Below are 1,525 nucleotides of genomic sequence, written 5' to 3'. Positions count from 1 at the left end.
CACCACCCCATTTCAAGCCCCGTAGGGCTTGGCAGAATAGCGAACACTTTTAAAGTGGTTGCACTATGTTTGAGAAAATTAACTTGTAATTTTCGGGGTGGTAATTCCCAAAAAAAAAGAGCCGTCAGGCTCTTGATTTTCTTATCTACATTCAATGAATATCATAATCTTTCTTTGTATTTTGTGATTTCCTCAATGACATATTTTGTTTGTAGTTGATTAAATATTTTTCTCATTCCTAGTCTAATTAAGGCAAAAAATAAACTACTTACTATGATTGGAACTATGATAGTTTTTGTAAAAATCATCATAAAACAAAGTAGGGTTGCTGACATATAAGCCGTTAGATATGTGTAGAAAGTATTGTTGTCTTTACTAAAATCTTTAAAGTCTTTCTTAAATTGTTTTGTCTTGTTGTTTAAAATGCTCATTGTTTTTTCTCCTTATAAAATATATTCAATGATAAAGATTAAGAATAAAATTGAATAGGTAATACTAACAAAGTTTATAAATCTTTTGTTCTGTTCGTTGTCGTTTAAACTTTCTTCTGGCTTGAAAGTATTAAATAATTTATTGTCTAGTTTCATTTTTATTCCTCTTTGAATGGGTTAAATGGGTGATCTGCTGGTAGCTCATTTGTTGCTTTCAATTTCTCTTGTTGTGCTTTGAATGTTAAAATATCTTCTAATGCTTCAATGCTGGAATGCTTGACACTCTCGCTATATTTCAAACCTAAAATCTTGTTTTGTAGGTTTTCAATCTCCATTTGAATAGCTATAAAGTCCATCTGTTCGTGTCTTAATAAAGCTTCTAACTGATTGGTTGGCATTTCCATTGCTCTAACTCTTAAACTTTCCATCTTAATTTCCTCCTTTTTTTGTAAAACTCATTGTTTCCATTTCTTTGAGTTCTTCGACAACCTGTTTAGCTATTTCTGTTCTTATATTGGTTGTAAGTGGTTTTGAATTTCCTGCTTTTCTTATAACGTCAATCATTCTTGTCTTTCCATTCCATTGATAGGAAAAAATATATTGAACGTTAAATGGAACTGTATACATTCTAGAATTTCCAAAGCTATCAAGTCTTTGTATTTCTTCAAGTTCTTTGTTTACTTCAATACATTTAAGATTTAAATCTTTGTAGACAAGTTCAGCATTAAGAACTATTTTTGATTTTGATTTCATTTATTTTTCTCCTGTTAAAATCATATTTTTATCTTAATAAAAATATCTTGTTAATCAATAGCAAGATAAGATATTTTTAAAAGTTGATATCATTGTTTTGGGTTGTGCCAGGTCAAACACGACCTTCCAGAACGGTCTACAAGCGATTTTTTTAGGTGGGGTAGGGTGGTAGTGGTTTGGGCATAAAAAAACGGCTCTATGGCCGTTTAAATCGTTTTTGACTGTTGGGAGTAGTGAAAACCCTAGCCTTTGGGCTTGTCCGTAGGTGCGGTGTCTATCTGGCTGTTTAGCAAGCTACGACTTGCTTTCAATAGCGGGAGTCCCATAGGGACGACAATAAT

3 protein-coding genes are annotated in these 1,525 nt (G+C 32.0%); all 3 read right to left on the bottom strand.

Features of this window, described 5'->3' with window-relative positions; genetic code table 11:
* Nucleotides 1-161 precede the first annotated feature (161 nt).
* The 3 genes from HWX39_RS35800 to HWX39_RS35790 all read right to left on the bottom strand — a co-directional run bounded on the left by HWX39_RS35800 (nt 162) and on the right by HWX39_RS35790 (nt 1,184).
* Nucleotides 162-431, bottom strand: a complete 270-nt coding sequence (locus HWX39_RS35800; RefSeq protein WP_175972154.1) for a hypothetical protein — start codon at nt 429-431, stop codon at nt 162-164.
* Nucleotides 432-589: 158 nt separating this feature from the next.
* Nucleotides 590-859 carry a hypothetical protein gene (locus HWX39_RS35795; RefSeq protein WP_175972153.1) on the bottom strand — a complete coding sequence of 90 codons (270 nt, stop codon included), beginning with the start codon at nt 857-859 and terminating at the stop codon, nt 590-592.
* A gap of 1 nt (nt 860) precedes the next feature.
* On the bottom strand, nt 861-1,184 hold the full coding sequence (locus HWX39_RS35790) for a hypothetical protein (RefSeq protein WP_175972152.1): 324 nt from the start codon (nt 1,182-1,184) through the stop codon (nt 861-863).
* Between the last annotated feature and the right edge of the window lie 341 nt (nt 1,185-1,525).

This window comes from Burkholderia sp. BCC0322 (assembly GCF_902833045.1).
In the GTDB taxonomy this organism is placed as follows: domain Bacteria; phylum Pseudomonadota; class Gammaproteobacteria; order Burkholderiales; family Burkholderiaceae; genus Burkholderia.
Note: the sequence above shows the minus strand (reverse complement) of the source record. Positions and strands in the feature narration are given on the sequence as shown.